Raw genomic sequence first — 15,264 nt, forward strand, 5'->3', positions numbered from 1 at the left:
CCTGTCCGCCGAGCGCATCGCCGGAGGGAAGCCCATGCCGTCGCGGCAGGACCAGCTGCACTCGTACCAGTTCACCATCCAGCGGGTGGTCGCCGCCCTGGTGCTGCGGGAGACCGATCCGCCGCAGTCGCCGTTGCGCCGGCTCGCCGGAGCGGCCCTGGCCAGCGTGCTGGTGGCGGCGATCGGGCTCGGTGGTTCCGCCCTCTACGGCCTGTTCGTCGGTGGCGGCGCGAAGTGGCGCGACAGCGGTGCGGTCATCGTGGAGAAGGAGTCGGGCGCCCGGTTCGTCTACCGCGACGAGAAGCTGCACCCGGTGCTCAACTACGCCTCGGCGCTGTTGATAACCGGCGCGCAACGACCGCGGACGGTGCTGGTGTCCCGCCGGTCGATCGACGGCGTACCCCGTGGCCTGCCGTTGGGCATCGCCGACGCACCCGACTCACTGCCCGCGCCCGGGCGACTGGCCACCGCACCCTGGACGGTCTGCTCGGTGCACCCGCCCCCGGCCGGCGGGGGCCGACCCCGGTCGGTGCTGACCGTCGGCGCCGCCGCCGACGGTCGCCCGCTGGGCGCGGAGGCGCTGCTGCTGCGCGATCCGGGCGGCCGGCTGCACCTGGTCTGGCAACAGCGCCGGCACCTGATCCGCGACGCCGACCGGGTGCTCGCCGCGCTGGCGACCACCCGGTCCCGCGCCGTCCCGGTCGCCGCAGCGCTGCTCAACACCGTCCCGGCCGGACGGGACCTGGCCCCACTGGACCTGCCCGACCTCGGTGAGCCCTCCACCCGGGTCACCGACGCCCGGATCGGTGACGTGCTGCTGGTGACCAACTCCGGCGGCGCCCGGCAGTACGCGGTGGTGCTGCGCGACGGGCTCGCCGGGATCACCGAGTTGCAGGCGGCCGTGCAACTGGCCCGGACTGGCCAACGCGAGCCGGAACAGATCAGCCTCGGCCGGTTCGCCACCCTGCCCCAGTCGGCCGACCTCGCCCCCGGTGGACCGGACGCGCCACCGGGCACCCCGCCCCGGCTGGCCACCGTGGACTCGCCGGTACTCTGCGCCCAGGTCGGCGACGACACCGGCGCGGTCGACCTGCGCCTCGGCGGCGACCTGCCGGACCTGACCACCGCCGCGCCCACCGGTCGCGGGTCGGGCGGCCCGGTCACCGCCGAGCAGGTGCTGGTGGAGCCGGGCCGGGGCGCCCTGGTCGAATCCGTGGCCTCGCCCGGCGCCACCGGCGGGGCGATCTCCGTGGTGACCGATCTGGGCCGCCGGCACGTACTGGCCGACGCCGAGGTGTCGGCCATGCTCGGCTACGGGCAGGTGCGCCCGGTGCGGCTGCCGGCGGGCCTGGTCAGCCTGATCCCCGCCGGGGCGGCCCTGGACCCACGGGCCGCCCGGCAACCGGCCACCCCCTGACCCAGTGGGGGGCGGCCGGCCGCCGGGCCTCGTCGAACCGACGTCACAGGTTCGCGCAGTACCCGACGCTGAAGGTGCTCGCACCGGGGGCGAGGGTCCTGTTCCAGTCGACACCCCGGATCCGGTACGTGTCACCGGTCAGCCGCTCCCGCCGGAAGTTCCACGCGTCGTAGACGTCGCCCTCGAGGTCGACCACGGCGGCCCACTCGACCGGCCGGTCGCCGGTGTTGGTGGCGGTGATGGTGGCGCAGTAACCGCCACCGCTGTCGGAGTTCCACCGGGCGACCGTGGTCAGCTGCACGTCCACGTTGGAGCCCACGACCAGCTGGCCGACCCCCCAGCGGGCGGTGCTCTGGTAGCCCGCACCCTCCTGTTCGGCCCAGTTGCGGATCGACGTACGGGCACCGTTGGACGCGTCGTTGACCTGGAAGTCCAGGCCGTGGAAGGTGTCGAGGCCGCCGTACTCGAGCAGGCTGATCGCCGCCTCGACCGTGTAGCCGGTCGCGGTGCGTACGGCCGCGCTGTCCAGCCGAGCCGCCTGGAACGCCTCGTCGCCGGTGCCGAACGACACCACGTTGTCGGCGTTGATCCGGATCTGCGTGTCGTCGTAGCGGTAGCTGCCGTTCTTGGCGTTGCCGGCGTCGACGTAGATCTCGACCGAGTCCTGGGTCCACGGATCGGAACCGGAGACGTCCACCACCGGGTCGGTGACCTCCGCCAGCACGTAGAGCGTCTGACCCCGCCACAGGGTGCGCACCGTCGCGGTCGCCCCGTCGGTGCCGGATACCTGCTTCGCCGTGGTCACCGTGGCGGCCTGCGCCCAGGCCGCGTCCACCGCGCCGTCGATGACCGGCGCGGTCGCTGCCTGCCGCACCGCCACGTACGACAGCTCCTCCACCAGGGTCAGGGTGCCCACCGCGCCCGGGGTGTTCCAGCCGGAGGTGCTGCCGTCGTCGCTGACCCGCACGTCGAGGGTGACCGCGTCGCTCCGGGTGGCGTCGCTCAGCGGCAGGTGGGCGACCAGGTGGTAGCCGCCGTCACGGCCGGTCGCCACGGCCGGTACGTCCCCGCTGCCCTCGCGGTCGACCCGGTAGGTCTCGCCGTCGAGGACGAAGCTGACCCGGTCGCTCCCGTCGACCGTGCTGTCGTCCACCGTCACGTACGCGGTCAGGTGGTCCGGCGCCCAGCGCAGCTGGAACCGGGCCTTCTCCGCCACCTTGTGCAGCGGCAGCTGGCGCCAGGTCGGATCCTTCGGCGCGGCGGCGGTCAGCGGCACGTCACCGGCGAAGACGTTGGCGGTGCGCAGCCGCGCGGGCAGCTCACCGTCGACCACCCCGTGGTACGCGGGCTTGGCCCGCAGGTTGTCGTCGAAGACCAGCGGGGCGCCGTTGCCGGAGCGCCACGAGCGACCGTCGGTGAGCCCCCAGACCGTGACGGCCAGCAGATCCTCGGCGTACGCCCGGAAGATCCGGAAGGCGTCCCGGTAGTAGTAGCCCTGGTCGATCAGCTTCGCCTGGGTCACCGGGGTACCGGTGGTGACGTCGAGTTCGGTGACCGCCTGGACCACCGGCAGGTCCGCGAAGGACTCCAGCGCGACCTCCAGGTCCCGCACCGGCGTGGCCAACGAGACGTGGAACTGGTGACCCACCCCGTCGACCGGTACGCCGCGCGCCAGCAGCCGCTGCACCAGCGCCTTGTACCGGGACTGCTTGCCGCTCTGCTCGGTGTTGTAGTCGTTGATGAACAGGGTGACCGGACGATCGGCGCCCTCGGCCGCGTAGACGTCGTTGAACGCCTCGTCGGCGTACTCGAACGTCAGGTCGATGAAGTTCTCGCCGAGGATCCGGTACCACTCGCTGCGGCGCAGGCCGTCGGCGTACTCTCCGCTGTCGCTGACCACCTCGTTGATCGCGTCGAACGCGTACAGCGGGTTGGTGGCGGAGCCGAACGCGCCGTACCGCTCGCTGAGCGACCCGGCGACGTCGAAGATGTGGGTGCGCAGCCGTTCGCGCAGCACCTGCTGGTCGGCCGCCGACGTGCCGAGCGGCTGCCCGGCGGCGTTGGTGAAGAACCAGTCCGGAGTCTGGCTGTGCCAGACCAGTACGTGGCCGTAGACCCGCAGGTCGTTGTCCCGGGCGAAGTCCATCATGGCCAGCGCCTGCTCGTGCGGGCGGAAGGTGCCCTCGGCGTCGTACCAGGCCTCGGGCTTCATGTGGTTCTCCGGCGTGATCTGGTTGAAGTGCCGGGTCAGCAACTGGGCGGCGGCGCCGACCGTCTCCCGGCTGTCGATCGCCACACCGACCGGGAAGTCGGTGGTCTCGTGGATGCCGGTGAGGTCCTCGACGACGGGCGGCTCGGGCACCCGCACGACGATGTCGTCGACGAGGAAGTCGCTGGTGTTGCCGACCACGTCCGAGCCCTGCCAGCGGGTCTCGAAGTAGAGTGACGCGCTGTCCGCGGCGGGCATGGTGAAGCGCGCGGTCACCCGCGTCCACCCGGTGTTGGTCACCGTCTCGAACTGGGCGAGGGTGCTGAACGACTGGCTGTCGCCGGTGGCGCTGGCCAGGCTGAGCCAGATCTGGTCGGTCGGCTGGCCCTCGGCGAACCGCAGCCAGGCGTCGAGTTCGTAGCTCACCCCCGCCTCGAACAGCCCGGTCACGTCGCGGCCCAGGCCGGCGCCCTGGTTGACCCGGTCGCTGACCAGCGCGGCGGAGGCGCCACCGTGGGCGACGTCGGTGAGCGTGACGGTCGGGGCGCCGGGGCCGCTGTCGCGTGGGCCCCAACCGTCCAGCCCGGCCTCGAAGTCGGTGTCGACCACGACGGTGCCCGGCGTCGGCCCGCCACCGCCGTCCGGCGCGGTGATCGACACGTCGTCGAGGAGGAACGGGGTGTCGCCCTCGGCCTCGACGTAGAGGGTGGCGGCGCCGAGCCCGTCGGGCAGCGTGTAGTCGCCGCCGATGCGGACCCACCCGTCCGCGGTGGTCGGCACGGCGGCGCCGATCCAGGTGTAGGTGTTGTCGCCACCCGCGGCCGGGGTCGACTCGACGGTGAAGTGCACCCCGGCGCTGCCCGCGGTGCCGGCGGGCAGCTTCACCCAGGCGCTGACCGTGTACCGGACCCCGGGTCGCAGCAGCGTGGTGGCGTTCGTCGCGGGGCCCTGCCAGTTGGCGGTGCGGCCGGTGACCGACAGGCTGTGGTCGCTCTCGTGGCCTTCGTCGGCGATGGCGAGGGTCACGTCACCGCGCGGCCCCCAGGGCGCGTACGAGCCGGCTTCGAAGTCGTTGTCGAGGGCGACCTGCGCGGCGGCCGGTGCGGGGGCGACGGTGATCGCGGCGACGAGGGTGGCGGCGCAGAGCGCGCCGAGAGTTCGTGATCGGCGGCGGGTTCGTGGGGACGGTTTCCAGAAGCGCATCGGCGGATTCCCTGTCGCTGTTCGGCGAATGGCGGAGGCGGTTGGTGCTGGTGACCCGGGACGGATCCAAGCGCGTGCATGTTATGCCGAGCCGAAACGGATGGCTACAACTTCCGGAAGTTTCCGGAAGAGCGGAACCGGGCCGGCGGTGCGGTCGCCTCTGGTAAGCAACCCGTAGCGGGCCGGTCCGGTGCCGGCCCGAACCAGGGACGGGGGAGCGGGTGACCGGTGGTGCCGACCGTGATCGGGGACTGCTGTTGGCCGGGGTGCTGCTGGGCGCGGCGGGGATCTTCGACGCGGTGGCGGGCATCGGTGACCTGACCGCGCCCCGGTACGTCTCGGTCGGTGCCGGCGTGGTGCAGCAGCACCCCATCACCGGCTGGGCCTGGCTGCACCTGGTCGTCGGTGGGTTCACCACGCTGGCCGCGGCGCTGCTGCCGCTACGGCGGCGCTGGTCGGCCGGGCTGGCCCTGGTCGCGGTGGTGGCCTTCGTGGCGGTGCACCTGTTCTTCCTCGCCTACCACCCGATCCAGACGGTGATCTCGCTCGGGCTGGCGTTGGCCGCCGCCCGGCTGGTGGTCAGGCAGCGGCGGGCGCCGCCGGGCATCGAGCGCGCCTGGTAGGGCCGGCGTGCGGAGTCCCGGGCCGGCGGGGGTCAGCGGGTGGGCAGGCAGACCTGGCCGGTGAAGGCCGGATCCGGCTGCCGGAACTCGGCCCAGGCGGGATTGGCCGCGATGGCCAGCGGTGGCGCCTGCCAGGCGGCGCCGAGCCGCTGCAGGAGGCCGTACTCGTCCAACTGATGATGGACCGGTTCGCCGGAGAGGAAGGCGATCAGGCGGTCCTGGACCAGCCCGCGGTCCAGCAGCCCGCCGTGCACGCCGGGCATCTGGAAGACGGGGATGTCGGTGTAGTCGCCCGGTGGTGCCTCGGCCGCGGTGGTGGTGGGGATGAAGGCGACGATCCGTATCCCGGGTACCGGGCACATCAGCTGGTTGCGGTAGAACGGTGCGTTGTCGATCAGGGAGCGGATGAACGGCTCGTCCGGTGTGGTCTGGGGCCCGCCGACCAGGCGCATCAGCCCGAACACAATCCGCAACTGCCACCCCGTCACCACCCCCCATCCGTGGTTCTGCCCTGGCGGCGGGTAGTAGGCGCGTCCGGCGTTGATCAACGGACTGAACATGACCAGGGTGTCGACGGACGGGTGCGGCTCCGACTGGAGGTACGTACGGGCGACCATCGCGCCCTCGCTCTCGCCGATCAGGGCGACCTGTCGGCCGGTGCGCTGGTGCAGCCGGGTCACCTGCTCGTCGAGCAGCCGCACGCTGTCCGCCACCGAGATGCTGGTGTCGGTCGGCCGGTACGGCCGGGGCTGCCCGTCCGGGCCCAGCCCGCGGTAGGAGAAGCGCTCGGCCCGGTCGTCCGGCGGCTGCTCCCCGCCGTAGGCGGAGCCGTAGCCGGCCAGCACGATGACGGCGTGTTCGACCTCCGGTGGCAGCGGCCGGTCGAGCACCACCGCCTCGGTCCGCAGGTCCTTGCCGGGCACCCGGTCCACCAGCACCGGGATGATCAGGGGTACCGCGAGTGCGGCCAGCGTCGCGATGGGGGTTGCGGGCACCCTGGTCCACCGGGTCGAGGGGGCGAGCAGCGCCGAGCGGATCGTCCGGTTCCAGAGCAGTCCGTTGACCACTCCGGCGGTCGTGGCGACCGGCACCGCCCACCAGCCCGGCACGCTCCAGCACAGCGCCCCGGCCAGGGTGAGCACCACGAAGTTCAGCAGCGACCAGCCGACCAGCGAGATCGACGGCAGCCCCCGCCACCAGGGGCCCACCACGGCGGCCCGTTGCAGGAACGGTGCCAGCAGGAACATCGGCAGCAGGGAGGCCAGCAGTACCCAGGACAGCGCCACCACCGAGGCGGCCACCGAGGTCAGGGCCCACGGCGCGATCAGGAACGCGACCAGTACGGCGAGTCCCAGGTTGCGCCGCAGTAACCACCTGCCCGGTGGCCGGGGTACCCCTTCCGGCCACGCCAGCATCACCAGCACCGTGTGGAACGCCCCCCGGGCCGCCACCAGGGCGGCGAACCAGATCAGGAACGCCGGCCACGAGTTGTGGTAGACGAACAACCAGCGGAGATCGTGGTACGTGTCGTACGGCCAGACCGCGGCGGTCTGCGGGGCCAGGCCCTCTGCGGCGACGAAACCCAGGGACACCACGACGATCGCCTCGACCGTCGGGGCCGTGGCCGTCAGCAGCAGTAGTCCACCCAGTCTCCGGTTCGCCCTCCGCACCACGCCTCCTTCGCCGCCGTCTCCCTCGCAGACTTCCGCACCGGGGGCCGTCGCGTCGGCGAGTCCGGCAGGATCGCCGTCGGCCGGGGAGCGCGCCCGTGCGACGCCGCCGGGCGTCGAGAAGCCACCGGCGGTGGCCCTCCGGCCGCTCGCCGGGGACGAGCGGTCGGGTCTCGGCGGCGGTGAGCGGTCCGGGTGCGCCGTTCGTTCGCCAGGTTTGTGCGACCCGCCGGATTTGTTGTTCGGCTGAGAGAAACAGCAGGTCAAGGCTTTGTCTCGAAAAAAGTTACTGAACGGTAGCTCATTGACTAAGGATCAACGCCCGACTTAGCGTTCCCCTCAATCGAACGGCGTACGGCTCAACCGAACGGGATCCGATCGGTGGGGCGTACGTCGTCCAGACGGGAGGCCGCGGGCATGGCCAACGACGGACAGCTTCGATCCCTACTCACCCCGGTAAGCCTGGGTCCGGTGCGACTGCGCAACCGGGTCTTCGTCCCCGGTCACACCACGAACTTCGGGTACCGCAACCAGCCCACCGCGCGGCTGGCCGCGTACCACGCCGAACGGGCCCGCGGCGGCGTCGGAATGATCATCACCGAGGCGATCCGGGTGCACCCCACCAGCGCCGGCCGCAGCATCAGCCTGGGCAGCTTCAGCGACGCGGTCATCCCGGCCTACCGGGCCGTGACCGACGCGGTGCACGAGCACGGCGCGCGGATCTTCGCCCAGATCATGCACGCCGGGCGGCAGGCCAACGGCGACGCCACCCGGACCGCCGCCTGGTCGTCCTCACCGGTGCCCTGGGCGGGCGGAGCACACGTACCGCATGCCATGGGTAGACAGGACATCGCCGTGGTGGTCGAGGCGTTCGCCGCGGCGGCCCGCCGGATGCGCAGCGCCGGCTTCGACGGCCTGGAGGTCCACGCCGGACACGGCCACCTGCTGCAACAGTTCCTCTCGCCACACACCAACCAGCGCACCGACGACTACGGCGGGAGCCTGGACAACCGGCTGCGGCTCACCCGCGAGGTGTTGACCGCGGTGACCGCCGCCGTCGACCTGCCCGTCGGGCTCCGGATCAGCGCCGACGAGTTCCTGCCCGGCGGGCTGGACCCCGACGCGATGGTGGAGATCGTCGCGCGGCTCCGCGCCGACTTCCCGCTCTGCTACGTCCACGTCAGCCACTCCGCCTACCACGGCAGCTTCACCCTGGCCACCCAGATGGCGGACATGAGCTTCGGCCACGCGCCCTTCCGGCACCACGCGGCCCGGTTCAAGCGTGAGTTCCCCGACCTGCCGGTGCTGGCCGTGTGCCGGCTGGACAGCCTGCCGGAGGCGGCCGAACTGGTCGCCGCCGGTGCGGCCGACCTGGTCGGCCTGGCCCGCCCGCACATCGCCGACCCGCACCTGGTCGCCAAGGCCAGCCAGGGACGCCAGCACGAGGTCCGCTCCTGCCTGGCCTGCAACCAGGGCTGCATCGGCCGGCTGGAACAGAGCCTGCCGATCTCCTGCGTGGTCAATCCCGAGGTCGGCGCCGAGCGGGAATGGCGTACCGCCTGGTCCGAGCTGGGCGGCGCGCCGCGCCGCCGGGTGCTGGTCGTAGGCGGCGGACCGGCCGGACTCGCCGCCGCCGTGGCCGCCCGGCGCGCCGGGCACCACGTCGACCTTGCCGAGGCCGGCGACGCCCTCGGCGGGCAGGTCGCCCTCGCCGCCCGGGTACCCGGCCGGGAACGGCTCGGACTGCTCACCCGGGATCTCGCCGCCGAGGCAGACGCGGGCGGGGTGCGGATCCGGCTGGGCTGGCGGCCCGGCCTCGCCGAGGTGCTCGACGGCGGATACCACGCGGTGATCGTGGCGACCGGCGCCCGGGCGGCCCGGCGGCCACTGCCCGGCGGACCACCCGTGCTCGACCTGCCGCAGGCGGTGACGCGGCTGGTCGCACCGGCCGACGACACCCCGCTCACCGGCGCGTACGTCGTGCTCGACGACGAGGGAACCTGGGCCGCCGCCTCGCTCGCCGAGGGCATCGCCCGGCGCGGCGGTCGGGTGCACCTCGTCTCGCCCTCCGCCGGGATCGCCACCCGGATCACCACCTACTCCCGGCTGGCCCTGCTGAAGCGCCTCGCCGACCTGCGGGTCGCGGCGCACCCGATGCGCAGCCTCCGCGTCGTCGACGCCACGACCGTGGCGCTCACCGGCCCGCTGGCCCACGCCGAGGTCACCGTCACCGACGTCACCGCCGTGGTCGACGCCGGCTCGGCGGTCGCCGTGGACGACCTGTACCGGCAACTGGACGCCCTGCCCGAGGGCCCCTCCGTCCACCTGGTCGGCGACGCCAACGCGCCGCGTACCGCCCTGGAGGCGGTGTACGAGGGTCGCCTGGCCGGCGCCTTTCTCGGCCGTCACGACACACCCGCCGCCGAACTGGTGACCCATGCCCACTGACCCGTGCCGTACGCCACCGGCGTACCGGCCCCCCGCGTGAACCGCACCGGAACCCGACCCCGGTCGGGCCGACCCGAAGGAGTGCACTTGCTGGACATCGAGAAACGACTCACGCTGGACGAACGCTCCGCCGTGGACTTCGTCCTCGGCCTGCGCAAGCGCTGGGCGGACACCGTCTACCCGGCCCTCACCCGCGAGTACGCCGCCACCGGCGAGCCGGCCGCGGACATCGCCACCGCCGGCCGCGCGCTGCGCGAGCTTCCGCTGTACCCGTGGTTCTCCCACCTGGAGCGGGTGCAGCAGAAGATGCTGTGGAAGACCGCCGGTGACGCCGTCCTCAGCCGCCGCGACGAGCTGGCCGACCAGCTCGCGACGGTGCCGGCCGAGCCGCTGGGCTCACTGCGCCTGGACCCCGACCTGGAACTGCCGGACTGGTACACCGACTACGACATCCACATCCAGCCGGGCAGCTTCTTCTCCGACGACATGTCCGCCTACGTCTACGAGTTCGGCGCCCGCATCGTGATGCTGCGCGACAACGACGGCTACAAGTTCCACAGCCTGTTCAGCACCACCGCCCTGCCCGACCTGCCGGGGGCGACCCGGGTGGTGGACATCGGCTGCGGGTTCGGCAAGAGCACCCGCCCGCTGGTCGCCCGCTACCCGGACGCCCAGATCATCGGCATCGACCTGGCCGCGCCCGGGCTGCGCCTGGCCCACGCCGAGGCGGAGGCGGCCGGGCTGGCCGTCGACTACCGGCAGGGCGACGGGCGGGCCACCGGCCTGGAGGCGGGCAGCTGCGACGTGGTCACCGGGACGATGGTGCTGCACGAGATGCCGACCGACGCGATCCGGGACACCATCGCCGAGGCCGCCCGACTGCTCAAGCCCGGTGGGGCGCTGCGCTTCCTGGAGTTCCAGCTCACCGGCGACCCGCTGCGCGACGCGACCGTCTACGAGCACGCCGAACGCAACAACGAGCCGTTCTTCCACGCCCTGTTCGGCTCCGACCTGCTGGCGGTCTGCGCCGAGGTGGGGCTGACCGACGCCAGTTGGACGCCGTTCGACGAGCGGCGCAACGGCGTACAGCCGGAGGGCTGGGGCGACCGCGCCGAGTGGCACTTCCCCTGGGCCGTGCTCTCCGCGACCAAGCCGGAGGCATGATGAGCAGCGAGTTCGACTACTTCGGCGACCCTCGCTTCGGCAAGCTGTTCGACCTGGTCCTGCAGCTCTCCACCGAGCTGCACGTGACCCGGCAGCGGCTACGGGTGGTGGAGGCCCTGCTGGTCCGCCGCGACCTGCTCACCGCCGGTGAGGTCGACGGCTTCGACCCGCAGGCCGACGAGGCGCAGCTGCTCGACACCGAGCGCGACGCGTTGCTGGTCCGGCTGATGCGCATCCTCACCGAGGACGGGCCCGCCGAACACCCGCTGCGCAGCCAGTGGGAGGCGGCACTGAACGGCAAGAGCGGCTGATGGACCCGACGCGACCGGCCGGCCTGGTCGACCACTACCTGCAGCTGTGCGAGGACCGGCAGCTCGAGGCGGCCGGCCGGCTGCTCGCCCCCGGTGCCCGACTGGTGTTCCCGGGCGGACGGCGGTTCGGCTCCCTCGCCGAGATGGCCGCGGCGTCGACCGGCACCTACCGGTGGGTCCGCAAGCACCGCGACCGGTACCTGGTCGGCGCCGACGGCGACGACACCACGGTCACCTCGCTCGGCCGGCTGTACGGGCAGTGGCCGGACGGCAGCACGTTCGACGGGATCCGCTACGCCGACGTGTTCCTCCTCCGCGACGGGCTGATCGTCGAACAGCACGTCTTCAACGACCTGGCGATGGCGGTGGCCGACCGGCCGACCGCGATCACCTGAGCAGCACCACCCGCACCACCAGGTGGTGTCCGGACCGCCCACCGGCGCCCGGCCGCCAGTAACCCCGTCCGCCGGCCCGCCGGCGGACCAGCCCACCCGGCGCCGCCGGTGGGACACGTCCTCGACCCGGCCGGCGCCGTCGGCCGGACACTCCTCGACCCGACCGGCTCCGCCGGTCGCAACTTCCTCGACCAGGGCCGACTCCGTCGGCCCGACATTCCTATCCCTGAACTCTTTGACGAGGTGTTCGAGATGAAGCAGAAGTGGGGTTTGCTGCCGGCGGCGCTCGTCGTCGCGGTGGCGCTGGCCGGCTGTGGGGGATCCGGCAACGAGCCGAGCGGCGAGCAGGGCGCACCGGCGGAGTTGACCTTCGCCATCGCCTCCGCCGTGATCGGCCCGAAGGAAGAGGTCGCCATGTTCGCGGTGGCCAAGGAACTCGGGTACTTCGCCGAGGAGAACCTGACCGTCGAGACCATCAACACCGACGGGTCGGTGGCCGCGCTCCAGGCGGTCGCCACCGGCAGCGCCGACGTCACCGCCGCCGACAGCGGATCCATCCTCGGCGCGGTGGAGAAGAACGTGCCGGTCAAGGCGATCGGCGGGCTGGTGCAGAACTGGCCCTGGGTGATGGCGGTGAAGCCGGACAGCACCATCACCGGCGGTGCCGACCTGCGCGGCAAGAAGATCGGCGTGATCAGCCTGGCGTCCGGCTCGGCACCGTACGCCCGGGCCTACGTCGCCGCGGCGGGCCTCGACCCGGCCAAGGACGTGGAACTGCTGCCGGTCGGCGTCGGCGCCCAGGCCGCCGCCGCGCTCAACGACGGTCAGGTCGACGTGCTGGCGCTGTACACCCAGGCGTACGCGGTGATCGAGAACTCCGGCACGACGCTGAAGTACCTGGACAACCCGGACGCCCTCAACGGGATCCGCTCGCTGAGCTTCGCCGTCGGGGCACGCGGCCTCGACGACAAGAAGGACGTGTACACCCGCTTCCTGCGGGCGGCGTACAAGGCGATGTTGTTCTCGGCGAACAACCCGGAGGCCGCCATGCGCATCGGCTACCAGGTCTTCCCGCAGATCCTCGCCGGTAAGTCGGCTGACGAGCAGCTGGCCAACGACGTCCGCAGCCTCCAGGCGTGGCTGAAGACGGCCACCCCGGCCACCGGCGAACCCAAGGACTTCGCCGACTGGGGCGCCATCAGCGAGCAGGAGTGGACCAAGACCCAGGCGTACACGAAGGAGGCCGGGCAGATCACCGGCGACGTGCCACTGGCCGACGTGTGGGAGCCGGGCCTGCTGGCCGGGGCGAACGACTTCGACAAGGCCGCGGTGCTCGACAAGGCCGCGAACTACACCAAGTAGCGGCAGCGGACGCGGAAGGGAAGACGATGGCCATCAAGGCGATGGGTCGCCGGATGCAGCAGCCGGCAGCGGTGTCGGAGGACTCCTGGATCGAGGTAGTCGGTCTGGACAAGCGGTACCAGCCGCGCCGGTCGGCACCGACCCAGGCACTGCGCGACATCAACCTGACCGTGCGGCGCGGGGAGTTCGTCTCCGTCGTCGGACCGTCGGGTTGCGGCAAGACCACCCTGCTGAAGATCCTCGCCGGCCTCAGCCCGAAGACCGACGGTGCCGTGCGCATCGCCGGCCGGGAGGTGAGCAAACCCCTTCCCGAGGTCGGGATGGTGTTCCAGGCACCCACACTGCTGCCCTGGCGCACCATCTTCGACAACATCATGGTGCCGGCGGAGATCCAGAAACTGGACCGCGACAAGCACCGGGAACGCGCCCAGCAACTGCTGGAGCTGGTCGGCCTGACCGGCTTCGAACGGAAGTACCCGCACGAGCTGTCCGGCGGGATGCAGCAGCGGGCCGGCATCTGCCGGGCCCTGGTGCACGACCCGGCCGTGCTGCTGATGGACGAGCCGTTCGGCGCGCTGGACGCGATGACCCGCGAGTACATGAACGTCGAACTGCTGCGGATCTGGCGGGAGAGCGGCCAGACCGTGGTGCTGGTGACCCACTCCATCCCGGAGGCGGTGTTCCTCTCCGACCGGGTGGTGGTGCTCAGCCCGCGCCCCGGCCGGATCGCCGAGATCGTACCCATCGAACTGGACCGCCCACGCGAGCTGAGCGTGATGTCCTCCGACCGGGCCGGGGTCTACGTGGACCGGATCCGCAACCACTTCAACGCCGCCGGCGTCATCGACTGACAGGGGGACCAGATGCCTACCACCGAAGTGGCGGACCAGACCCCGCACACCCGCGCCCCGGCGCCGCAGCAACCCACCCGACGCCGGTTCGACCTGCGGGAACGGCCCCAGCTGTGGCTCGTCCCGGCGGTGTTCGTGGTGGTCGTGCTGGCCTGGGAGTACGGCACCCAACTGCTCGCCGTCGACGAGTACGTGCTGCCCCGCCCGTCGCAGATCGTCGAGGCGCTGCAACGCCAGCTCACCGACGAACAGTTCTGGGGCCACCTCTGGGTGACCACCCAGGAGGCGCTGCTCGGCTTCGTCATCGGTGTCGGCGCGGCCGTCCTGCTCGGCACCTTCATCTCCCAGATCAAGGTCGTCGAGGCGACGCTCATGCCGTACATCGTGGCCTTCCAGACCGTGCCCAAGGTCGCCCTGGCGCCGCTGTTCGTCCTCTGGTTCGGCTTCGGCCTGACCAGCAAGGTGGTGATGGCCGCGGTCATCTCGTTCTTCCCGATGCTGGTCAACGTCATCGAGGGACTACGGGCCGCCGACGCCGACCGGATCCAGATGCTCACCGTCTTCGGCGCCAGCAAGACGCAGATCTTCCGGATGGTGCGGCTGCCCAGCGCCCTGCCGTTCATTTTCGCCGGACTGGACATCGGCATCGTCTTCGCCATCCTCGGCGCGGTCGTCGGCGAGTTCATCGGCGCCAAGGAGGGCCTGGGCTACCTGCTCCTACAGACCAACTACAACTTCGACATCGCCGGCATGTTCGCCGTGCTGGTGGTGCTGTCGGTGATGGGCCTGCTCGCCCACTTCGTGATCCGACTGCTGCAACGCCGCCTGGCGTTCTGGGCCGAGGACACCAAGGTGATCGGGGCATGAACCCGAACCGGTTCGACGGTCGGGTGGCGCTGGTCACCGGCGCGGCCCGGGGCATCGGCGCCCGGATCGCCGCCACCCTCGCCGAACGGGGCGCCACCGTCGCCGGGGCCGACATCGCCGACGACTGGACCCACGAGCCGGCGGGAGCGGCGCACAGCAGGCACCGCGTCGACGTCCGCTCCGCCGGCTCGTGTCAGGACCTGGTGGCCGAGGTGCTGGACCGGCACGGCCGGCTGGACCTGCTGGTCAACAACGCCGGCATCGTCCGGCGCGGACCGGCGGCCACCATGTCCGAACGCGACTTCACCACCGTCCTGGACGTCAACCTGACCGGCACGTTCCGGATGTGCCAGGCTGCCTACCCGGCGCTGCGGGCCGCCCGCGGCGCGGTGGTCAACCTCGGCTCCACCAACGGGCACATCGCCGTACTCGACACCGTCGGCTACTGCGTCAGCAAGGCCGGGGTGCTGCACCTGACCCGGGTACTGGCCCTGGAGTGGGCCGCCGACCAGGTCCGGGTCAACGCGGTCGGCCCGACCATCGTGCCCACCGACATGACCACCGACGTCCGCGGCGACGCGGCGTACCTCGCCGACAAGCTGGCCACCATCCCGCTGGGACGGATGGCCGAACCCACCGACGTCGCCAACGCGGTCGCCTACCTGCTCAGCGACGCCGCCGCGATGGTCACCGGCCAGACGATCTTCGTCGACGGCGGCGTGACCATCCACTGACCCGCCATCG

12 protein-coding genes are annotated in these 15,264 nt (G+C 72.0%); 10 read left to right on the forward strand and 2 right to left on the reverse strand.

Annotation, left to right across the window (positions count from 1 at the left end; genetic code table 11):
• The first annotated feature begins 34 nt into the window (after positions 1 to 34).
• A complete protein-coding gene (eccB, locus tag D2L64_RS15450) occupies positions 35 to 1,417 on the forward strand; it encodes a type VII secretion protein EccB (RefSeq protein ID WP_119577110.1) in 1,383 nt (460 codons plus the stop codon).
• A 43-nt stretch (positions 1,418 to 1,460) separates the two neighbouring features.
• Here eccB and D2L64_RS15455 read toward each other — a convergent pair whose 3' ends face one another.
• Complete coding sequence (locus D2L64_RS15455) at positions 1,461 to 4,829, reverse strand: endo-1,4-beta-xylanase (protein WP_119577113.1); 3,369 nt, start codon at positions 4,827 to 4,829, stop codon at positions 1,461 to 1,463.
• 221 nt (positions 4,830 to 5,050) lie between these two features.
• Here D2L64_RS15455 and D2L64_RS15460 point away from each other — a divergent pair, with 221 nt between their 5' ends.
• Positions 5,051 to 5,452, forward strand: a complete 402-nt coding sequence (locus tag D2L64_RS15460; protein ID WP_119577116.1) for a DUF7144 family membrane protein — start codon at positions 5,051 to 5,053, stop codon at positions 5,450 to 5,452.
• A 32-nt stretch (positions 5,453 to 5,484) separates the two neighbouring features.
• Here D2L64_RS15460 and D2L64_RS15465 read toward each other — a convergent pair whose 3' ends face one another.
• Entirely contained in the window at positions 5,485 to 7,122 is a 1,638-nt protein-coding gene (locus D2L64_RS15465) for a hypothetical protein (RefSeq protein ID WP_233558967.1), read from the reverse strand.
• A 417-nt stretch (positions 7,123 to 7,539) separates the two neighbouring features.
• Between D2L64_RS15465 and D2L64_RS15470 the strand changes: the two genes are divergently transcribed.
• The 8 genes from D2L64_RS15470 (at position 7,540) to D2L64_RS15505 (ending at position 15,254) form a co-directional block, all read left to right on the forward strand.
• The gene (locus D2L64_RS15470) at positions 7,540 to 9,570 is read left to right on the forward strand and encodes an oxidoreductase (RefSeq protein ID WP_119577121.1); all 2,031 of its coding nucleotides are present in this window, start codon (positions 7,540 to 7,542) and stop codon (positions 9,568 to 9,570) included.
• 81 nt (positions 9,571 to 9,651) lie between these two features.
• The gene (locus D2L64_RS15475; protein ID WP_233558974.1) at positions 9,652 to 10,734 is read left to right on the forward strand and encodes a class I SAM-dependent methyltransferase; all 1,083 of its coding nucleotides are present in this window, start codon (positions 9,652 to 9,654) and stop codon (positions 10,732 to 10,734) included.
• Positions 10,734 to 11,045: a hypothetical protein gene (locus D2L64_RS15480; RefSeq protein WP_119577123.1), complete on the forward strand. Its 312-nt coding sequence runs from the start codon at positions 10,734 to 10,736 to the stop codon at positions 11,043 to 11,045. The genes D2L64_RS15475 and D2L64_RS15480 overlap by 1 nt, the downstream gene beginning before the upstream one ends.
• On the forward strand, positions 11,045 to 11,440 hold the full coding sequence (locus tag D2L64_RS15485) for a nuclear transport factor 2 family protein (protein WP_119577125.1): 396 nt from the start codon (positions 11,045 to 11,047) through the stop codon (positions 11,438 to 11,440). The genes D2L64_RS15480 and D2L64_RS15485 overlap by 1 nt, the downstream gene beginning before the upstream one ends.
• A gap of 252 nt (positions 11,441 to 11,692) precedes the next feature.
• Positions 11,693 to 12,802: an ABC transporter substrate-binding protein gene (locus D2L64_RS15490; protein ID WP_119577193.1), complete on the forward strand. Its 1,110-nt coding sequence runs from the start codon at positions 11,693 to 11,695 to the stop codon at positions 12,800 to 12,802.
• Between the two features lie 26 nt (positions 12,803 to 12,828).
• Entirely contained in the window at positions 12,829 to 13,653 is an 825-nt protein-coding gene (locus D2L64_RS15495) for an ABC transporter ATP-binding protein (RefSeq protein WP_199714544.1), read from the forward strand.
• A gap of 12 nt (positions 13,654 to 13,665) precedes the next feature.
• Positions 13,666 to 14,520, forward strand: a complete 855-nt coding sequence (locus D2L64_RS15500) for an ABC transporter permease (RefSeq protein WP_119577127.1) — start codon at positions 13,666 to 13,668, stop codon at positions 14,518 to 14,520.
• Positions 14,517 to 15,254 (forward strand): SDR family NAD(P)-dependent oxidoreductase, encoded by a 738-nt coding sequence (locus D2L64_RS15505; RefSeq protein WP_119577129.1) that lies wholly within the window; start codon positions 14,517 to 14,519, stop codon positions 15,252 to 15,254. Before D2L64_RS15500 ends, D2L64_RS15505 begins: the two co-directional genes overlap by 4 nt.
• Positions 15,255 to 15,264: the final 10 nt, after the last annotated feature.

This window comes from Micromonospora radicis (genome assembly GCF_003583405.1).
GTDB classification, from domain to species: domain Bacteria; phylum Actinomycetota; class Actinomycetes; order Mycobacteriales; family Micromonosporaceae; genus Micromonospora; species Micromonospora radicis.